Annotated in this window: 7 protein-coding genes; 3 read left to right on the forward strand and 4 right to left on the reverse strand. The window is 72.5% G+C overall.

Annotation, left to right across the window (positions count from 1 at the left end):
• Together dnaG and GY24_RS16735 are read right to left on the reverse strand one after the other, a co-directional pair.
• A partial coding sequence (gene dnaG, locus GY24_RS16730; protein WP_104477709.1) for a DNA primase occupies nucleotides 1-1,351 on the reverse strand: 1,351 nt, incomplete at its 3' end.
• Nucleotides 1,352-1,577: 226 nt separating this feature from the next.
• A complete protein-coding gene (locus tag GY24_RS16735) occupies nucleotides 1,578-2,414 on the reverse strand; it encodes an endonuclease domain-containing protein (RefSeq protein ID WP_104477698.1) in 837 nt (278 codons plus the stop codon).
• Nucleotides 2,415-2,666: 252 nt separating this feature from the next.
• Between GY24_RS16735 and GY24_RS16740 the strand changes: the two genes are divergently transcribed.
• From GY24_RS16740 to GY24_RS16750, 3 genes are read left to right on the forward strand one after another with little or no spacing between them, the layout of a single operon-like run.
• On the forward strand, nucleotides 2,667-4,316 hold the full coding sequence (locus GY24_RS16740) for an amidohydrolase (protein WP_104477700.1): 1,650 nt from the start codon (nucleotides 2,667-2,669) through the stop codon (nucleotides 4,314-4,316).
• Nucleotides 4,317-4,365: 49 nt separating this feature from the next.
• Nucleotides 4,366-4,929, forward strand: a complete 564-nt coding sequence (locus GY24_RS16745; RefSeq protein ID WP_233279436.1) for an ArsR/SmtB family transcription factor — start codon at nucleotides 4,366-4,368, stop codon at nucleotides 4,927-4,929.
• The gene (locus tag GY24_RS16750) at nucleotides 4,926-5,792 is read left to right on the forward strand and encodes a M23 family metallopeptidase (protein WP_104477703.1); all 867 of its coding nucleotides are present in this window, start codon (nucleotides 4,926-4,928) and stop codon (nucleotides 5,790-5,792) included. Before GY24_RS16745 ends, GY24_RS16750 begins: the two co-directional genes overlap by 4 nt.
• Nucleotides 5,793-5,804: 12 nt before the next feature.
• On the opposite strand, the gene GY24_RS16755 is transcribed toward GY24_RS16750, so the two are convergent.
• Both GY24_RS16755 and GY24_RS16760 read right to left on the reverse strand, forming a co-directional pair.
• Nucleotides 5,805-7,082, reverse strand: coding sequence for a deoxyguanosinetriphosphate triphosphohydrolase (locus GY24_RS16755; protein ID WP_104477705.1), 1,278 nt, complete (start codon nucleotides 7,080-7,082; stop codon nucleotides 5,805-5,807).
• On the reverse strand, nucleotides 7,072-7,866 hold a 795-nt coding region (locus tag GY24_RS16760), incomplete at its 5' end, for a tRNA dihydrouridine synthase (protein ID WP_104477707.1). The genes GY24_RS16755 and GY24_RS16760, both read right to left, overlap by 11 nt.

Here is a 7,866-nt window from a genome sequence, read left to right on the forward strand (position 1 = left end):
GGGCCGGCGCGGCGGCCTCGCGCTGGGCGCGGCCGCTGGCGGCCGAGACGGCGCGGGTCACCTCGTGCAGCTCCATACCGAGCAGCCGGGCCAGCTCCCGGGTGTAGCCGGGCCGGATCGAGGGGTCGCGGATGTCGGCGACGACCGGGGCCCCGGCCCTGAGTGCGCCGACGCGTCCCTCCACGGTGTCGAGGTTGAACTGGGAGAGCAGCTGCTTGATCATGAACTCGAACATCGGCTTCTTGCCGTCGATGATCGCCCGAACCGCGGCGTCGCCCTTGTGCAGGCGCAGGTCGCAGGGGTCGAGGCCGTCGGGCGCGACGGCGACGTAGGTCTGGGCGGAGAAGCGCTGCTCCTCGCTGAAGGCGCGCATCGCGGCCTTCTGGCCTGCGGCATCCGGGTCGAAGGTGAACACGACTTCGCCGACGCCGGCCGCGTCTCCCAGCACGCGGCGCAGCACCTTGATGTGGTCGACGCCGAAGGCGGTGCCACAGGTGGCGACGGCGGTGGTGACCCCGGCGAGGTGGCAGGCCATCACGTCGGTGTAGCCCTCGACCACGACGACCTGCCTGCTGCGCGAGATGTCACGCTTGGCCAGGTCGAGCCCGTAGAGCACCTGGCTCTTGTGGTAGATCGGCGTCTCGGGGGTGTTCAGGTACTTGGGGCCCTTGTCGTCCTCGAGCAGCTTGCGCGCGCCGAAGCCGACCGTCTGCCCGGTGATGTCGCGGATCGGCCAGACCAGGCGGCCGCGGAATCGGTCGTAGACGCCGCTGGACCCCTCGCGGCTGGAGACGAGCCCGGCGGTGGTGAGCTCCTCGGTGCTGAAGCCGCGGCCGCGCAGGTGGTTGGTCAGCTCGTCCCAGCTCTTCGGGGCGAAGCCGATGCCGAAGCGTTCGGCGGCGAGGGCGTCGAAGCCGCGCTCTCCGAGGAAGCGGCGGCCGGGGTCGGCGCCCGGCGAGCCGAGCTGCTCGGTGAAGAACTCGGCGGCGGCCTGGTTGGCGGCCAGCAGCCGGGCGCGGTTGCCGTGGTCGGTGGCGGCGCCGCCGTCCTCGTAGTGCAGCTCGAGGCCGACCCGGGCGGCGAGGCGCTCGACCGACTCGGCGAAGGTGACGTGGTCCATCTTCTGCACGAAGGAGTAGACGTCGCCCGACTCGCCGCAGCCGAAGCAGTGGTAGAAACCGACCTGCGGGCGCACGTGGAAGCTGGGGCTGCGCTCGTCGTGGAAGGGGCAGAGGCCCTTCATGGAGCCGACGCCGGCGGACTTCAGGGTGACGTACTCCCCGACCACGTCGGCGATGTTTATGCGTGCCTTGACCTCTTCAACGTCTGCTTGTCGAATTCGTCCGGCCATTGTTCAATCCTAGGCGAGCGGGGGCGGTACCCGGGCCGGGCGGCACGTGTCGCGGGCAACTGGCCTCCGTCCGGGCCCGGAGCGCCAGACTGGGCACCGGACTGGGCGCCGGACTGGGCGCCGGATTGGGAGGCAATCGGAAGATCAGGCGGCGGATTCCGGCCCCACGCTGCCTCCCGATCCCCTGTCGGCCTCCCGATCGGATGCGGGGGCCGCGGGAGCCGCATCAGCGCGCCTCGTGCAGCCGCTGTGCCAGGGCGCGCAGGATGTCGGCTTCGACGCTCGGCCAGTCGAAGAGCACCTGGCGGTAGTCGACGCGCAGCACGGTGTACCCGAGCAGGGTCAGCGCCCGGTCGTGCGCGATGTCGGCGCCGCGTTGTGCGGCCGAGGAATGGTGTGTGTAGCCGTCGATCTGCAGCACCAGCCGCTGCCCGATGAGCCCGTCGACACGATGACCGGCGAGCACCACCTGTTGCTTCACCGTGATGCCGAGCGCGGCCAGTCGCGCGACCGGAATCGTCTCGATGCCCGAATCGGAGAGGCTGGACATCGCGTCGCGAACGGCCCGGGCCGCCCGCGTGCGCAGCGGCAGCCGCGCCAGATGGTGCGGTGTGACCAGCTTCGTGTTGAGGGCGGAATCCCACACGGCGAGTGCGTTCACGAACGGCTGGCAGTCGGCGATGTGCACGAGCGCATTCTCGACGGGCTCGACGAGCGCGTGGCGGGTGACGGCGACGGGGCCGATGCTCCAGTGCACGCGTTGGCCAGGCCCCACGGCGGTGTGGCCGGAGCCGTGGCCGGCGCTGCAGTGCTGCTGGCCGTCAGCGAGGTGCCAGAGGCCCAGCCGTTTCGCCGCGCTGAGGCAGGCAACGCGGCCGCCGAGCTCGGCCGCGGCACGCAGCTCCGCCGGGGCGTCCGGCAACGCAATCCAATCGCGACGCACCCGCCCGATGACGCCCGTGTCGACCGCGGCGCGGATGGCGTAGCGGGTGAACCCGGCGCGGAGCGCCTGCTGCGAGTGAGCGATGCCGTCGTGTTCGGTCAGCCAGTGTGCGAGGGACATGCCGCCCGTCTGCGGGCCGCCACCCGGCTGGCTCTGAGCAGCGCTCGCGCTGTGGACAAGCGGCCCGCGAGGGACGCCTGTGCACACGTGCGCGAACCGGATCGGGCGGCTTTCGGCGGATCGGGCGGCGGTTTCCGGCCAGAAGCTGCCTCCGCATCTTCCGTCGGCCTCCCGACCGGGCGCTCAACTCGCCGCGGCGGCTGGGCTGGGGCAACTGGCCTCCCAAAGCGCTGGCTGCCTAGACTGACCGCTATGAGTGTCGCCGACGACTTTTCAGCCCGCTTCGCCGACCGCGTGTTCTTCGGAACCGTGCTGACCATGGACGAGGAGATGCCGGATGCCGAGGCGGTCGCCGTCCAGGCCGGGCGCATCGTCGCGGTGGGCAGCCGGGCCGACGTCGAGGAACTCGTCGGGCCGGACACGGTCGTCACCGAACTGGGTGAGGCGGTGCTGCTGCCCGGCTTCGTCGAGGCGCACGGGCATCCGCTCACCGAGGCGATCTTCCTCGGGCCGAAGGTCGTCGACATCCGCCCCGTCGTCGCGGCCACCGCGGCCGAGGTGCTGCACCGGCTCACCGACGCCATCGCCCAGGGCGACCCGGCCGGCGTCTATGCGAACGGCTGGGACGCGCTGCTGCAGACCGGCCTGCCGGAGCCCACGCTGGCCTGGCTGAACCAGCTCTCCCCCGATCGCCCGCTGGCGATCTTGCACAACTCCGGCCACTCCGCGTACTTCAACACGGCCGCCGCCCGCGCCACCGGGGTGAGCCGCGACACCCCCGACCCGGTCGGCGCCTCCTTCGGCCGCGACGCCGACGGCAACCTCGACGGGACGCTCCGGGAGACGGCCGCCGCAGCGATGATCTTCGGCCCGGCACTCCAACCGACGCCGGCCGAGTACGTCGACGCGCTCACGGCCGAGTCCGGGCGGCTGAACCGGGCCGGGATCACCTCCGTCGGCGAGCTCGGCTACGACCCGAACATCGCGCCGGCCCTGGCCGCCGCGCGGGAGGCCGGCGCGCTCACGGTGCGACTGCGCCTGTACGAGATGTCCTCCCCGGCCCGGTCGAGCGCGTCGCGCCCCGGGGACGGGGATGCCGCCGTGCGGCACACCGGCATCAAGCTCTGGGCCGACGGCTCCCCCTGGGTCGGCAACATCGCGACCAGCTTCCCCTACCTCGACACGCCGGCGACCCGCTCCCTCGGGCTGGAGCCCGGCCACCGCGGCCACGCCAACTACACGCCGGAGCAGATCGCCGAGATCTCCGAGGCGTACTTCACCGCCGGCTGGCAGCTGGCCTGCCACGTGCACGGCGACGCCGCCGTCGACATGGTGCTGGACCAGTGGGAGGCGCTGCTGATGCGCCACCCGCGGGAGGACCACCGGCTGCGCCTGGAGCACGTCGGCTCGATGACGGCCGCCCAGTTCGAGCGCGCGGCCGCGCTCGGCATCACGGCCGGCATCTTCATCGACCACCTGTACTACTGGGGCGACGTGCTCGTCGACGACCTGTTCGGGCCGGAGCACGGCGCCGTCTGGGCCGCGGCCGGCTCGGCCGCGGAATCCGGCATCCGCTTCTCGTTCCACAACGACGGCCAGGTCACGCCGGCCGAGCCGCTGCGCAACATCGAGATCGCCGCGACCAGGCGGAGCCGTTCCGGCACGGTGCTCGCGCCGGAGCAGCGCATCAGCGTCGCGCGGGCGCTCAGGGCGGAGACCATCGACAGCGCTTACCAGCTGTTCTCCGACCACGAGTTCGGCTCGATCACGCCGGGCAAGCTGGCCGACCTCGTCGTGCTCGCCCGCTCGCCGCTCAGCGCCGACCTGAGCGCCGGCTCGATCGCCGACATCCCGGTGCTGGAGACGGTGCTCGGCGGGGTCACGGTGCACCAGGCGTCCTGATCTGCACGACCCACTCGTACGCTAGAACGTTTTAGCGTAGCATGGGGGCATGCCCGACAAGTCCGAAACCACCCCTGAACCCACCTCTGAGCCCACTGCTGAGCCCCTGTCTGAGGCCACCGACCTCCGCGCCGCGCTCGCCGCCCTCTCGCGGCGGGTCGACAGCCTGGAGGGTGCACGGGCCGCGCCGCCCGCCTCGTCCCTGTGGGCGCTCGACGAGCTGCGCAGGCGGCGCGCGCAGCACCCCTCGACGGCCGAGGGGGCGGTGCTGCTCAGCGGGAGCGTCACCCTGCCGGACGGCACCCCGGTGGAGTGGCAGCAGGGCGCGTCGAGTGCCGAGCTGCTCGCCTCCGAGTGGGGCGAGCGCTCCGCCGCCTTCGCCGCGCTGGGCCACCCGGTCAGGGTGGAGCTGCTGCGGCACGTCCTGAACGGGGTGCGCGGCACGGCCGAGCTCGCCGCGATCGAGTCGCTCGGCACAACGGGGCAGCTGCACCACCACCTGCGGCAGCTCCTGGGCGCCGGCTGGCTGCGGCAGAGCGCCAGGGGCAGCTACGAGGTGCCGGCCAGCCGCGTCGTGCCGCTGCTCGTCTGCCTCGCGGCGGTCGGCGAATGAGCGGCAGCCTCGGGCGGCTCTACCGCTGGCGGGTCGTGCTCATCGGCGCCTCGATCCTGCTCATCGCCCTCGGCACGCTGGCCGGACTGCTGCTCCCTCCCGGCGCCGCCGTCACTGCCGTCGCGGGGCTCCTCCCCCTGCTCGGCCTCGCCGGGATGGCGATCGGCGGGGTCACGGCCTGGGTGGGCGGGCGCGGGCATCGGGGCGACGGGCGGCGCATCGCGCTCCGGTCCCCCGTCGCCGGGCGCTGGCTGGCCATGAACAGCCCGGCCACGAAGACCCCGAGCCACGGCGTGCGCGCCTACGGCCAGGCGTTCGCGCTCGATCTGGTGCATGAACCGGATGCCGGCGCCCGGCCGACGTTCGGAGCGGGCGCGGCGATGCGTCCGCCGGAGGACTTCCCCGCCTTCGGCCAGCCGGTGTTCGCGATGTGCGACGGCGTGGTGGTGTCGGTGACCCAGTGGCATCGCGATCACCGCAGCCGCTCCAGCGTGCTCGCGGTGATCTACATGATGGTGGAGGCGGCCGTACGGGAGCTCGGCGGCCCGGGGTGCATCATCGGCAACCACGTGACGATCCGCTCGGAGGACGGTCACTACGCGCTCGTCGCGCACCTGCGCCGCGGATCGGTGCTCGTGCGGGTGGGCGACGAGGTGCGGGCCGGCGCGCAGATTGCCTCGTGCGGCAACTCGGGCAACAGCAGCGAGCCGCACGTGCACGCCCAGCTGATGGACTCCGCCAGCCCCTGGACTGCTGCTGGCATCCCAATCGAGTTCACCGGCATCCGCCTGAGCGGCACGCCCGACAGCGGGCCCACCGCCGGGCTCCCGGCAGACGGCGAGCACATGCTCGCCGCGGCCTAGGCTCGCCGCGGGCTAGGCGCGCCGCACCAGCCGCTCGTGCCAGGCCAGCGCCGACTGGTCGGTGAGGCTGGCGACCTGGTCGACGATGACGCGCTTGCGGGCGGTGTCGTCGGATGCCGCGCGCCAATCCTCGGCGAAGCCGGGGTCGAGGTGTGCCGCGCCGCTCTCGTGCAGCACGGTGGCCAGCTCGGTGAGCACCTCGCGCTGCTCGGCGTAGATCGGCTGGCGGGCGTTGTGCGACATCACGAAGGCGGCGACGATACCCTTGAGCACGGCGATCTCGGCCTGGATCTCGCGCGGCACGACGACGTCGGCGTCGAAGCGGATCAGGCTGGCCAGCGGGAAGGCTGCGCGGGTGGCATGCGTCGCGGCCTGCGCGAAGCGCCCGATCAGCTGGCTGGTCAGGTTCTTCAGGCGGCCCTGGTCGCGGCGGCTGCCGTCCCAGGTGCTCGGCCAGCCCTCGAGGGAGTCGAGCCGGTCGAAGGCGGCGATCAGTTCGGCGTGGGAGTGCGCGCCGCCGATCCACTCGTACATGGAGGTGACGAGCGCGTCGTGGTCGACCCGGTCACCGAGGGCGGCGACGTCGATGTAGCCGTTGACGATGGCGTCCTCGAAGTCGTGCACCGAGTAGCCGATGTCGTCGGAGAGGTCCATCACCTGGGCCTCGATGGAGAGGCGGCGCTCCGGCGCCCCGGCGCGCATCCAGGTGAACACGCCGATGTCGTCCTTGTAGAAGCCGAACTTGGCGCGGCCGCTCGGGTCGGCGACGGAGCTGGTGTCCGGCCAGGGGTATTTGCAGCTGGCGTCGAGGCTGGCCCGGGTGAGGTTCAGCCCGTAGCTCTGCCCGTCCGGCCCGAACACCTTCGGCTCCAGCCGGGTGAGCAGGCGCAGCGTCTGGGCGTTGCCCTCGAAGCCGCCGATGTCGTCGGACCAGGCGTTGAGGGCCTTCTCGCCGTTGTGGCCGAACGGCGGGTGGCCGAGGTCGTGGGCGAGGCAGGCAGTGTCCACGACATCCGGGTCCAGGCCGAGGCTGGACGCCAGCTCGCGGCCGACCTGCGCCACCTCGAGCGAGTGGGTCAGCCGGTTGCGGGCGAAGTCGAGGCCGGCGGTCGGGCTGAGCACCTGCGTCTTGGCCGCCAGCCGGCGCAGCGCGCTGGAGTGCAGCAGGCGGGCGCGGTCCCTGGCGAAGTCGCTGCGGCGGGAGGAGTGCTTCTCGGGCAGCCAGCGCTCGGCGTCGTAGTCGCTGTAGCCGCCGAACAGGCTGGCTCCGAACGCGTGCTCAACCGCCACTGGTGTCGCCCTCCCCCTCGGTGAGGTTGTTCCGCTCGATGCCGTCGAGATCGCGGGAGTTCAGCCAGCCGTCCGGCAGCGCGGGCTTCTTCGGGGTGCCGGCGCGGCCGCGCGGGCCCTCGACGCCCTCCCCGGGGTACGGCTGGTCCCAGTCGAGCGTGCCGAGCAGGTCGTCCAGCGACTGCAGCGACTGCACGGTGGCCATCTTGGCGCGCAGCTCGCCGCCGACCGGGTAGCCCTTGAAGTACCAGGCGACGTGCTTGCGGATGTCGCGGCATCCGCGGTCCTCGTCCTCGAAGAACTCGACGAGCAGCTCGGCGTGGCGGCGGAACGCCTCCGCGACCTGGCCGAGGGTCGGCTCGTGCCTGGTGTCCTCGCCGCGGAAGGCGGCGGCCAGGTCGCCGAACAGCCAGGGCCGGCCGAGGCAGCCGCGGCCGACGACGACGCCGTCGCAGCCGGTCTCCTCCATCATGCGCAGGGCGTCGGCGGCCGACCAGATGTCGCCGTTGCCGAGGACCGGGGTGTCGGTGATCGTGTTCTTGAGCTTCTCGATCGCGGTCCAGTCCGCCTGGCCGGAGTAGAACTCGCTGGCGGTGCGGCCGTGCAGCGCGATGGAGGCGACGCCGGCGCCCGCTGCGGCCCTCGCTGCCTCGAGGTAGGTGAGGTGGTCGGGGTCGATGCCCTTGCGCATCTTCACCGTCAGGGGGATGTCGCCTGCTGCCTTCACCGCGCCCTCCACGATCTGGCGGAACAGTTCGAGCTTCCACGGGAGCGCGGCGCCGCC

The organism is Microterricola pindariensis (assembly GCF_002936985.1).
GTDB lineage: Bacteria > Actinomycetota > Actinomycetes > Actinomycetales > Microbacteriaceae > Microterricola > Microterricola pindariensis.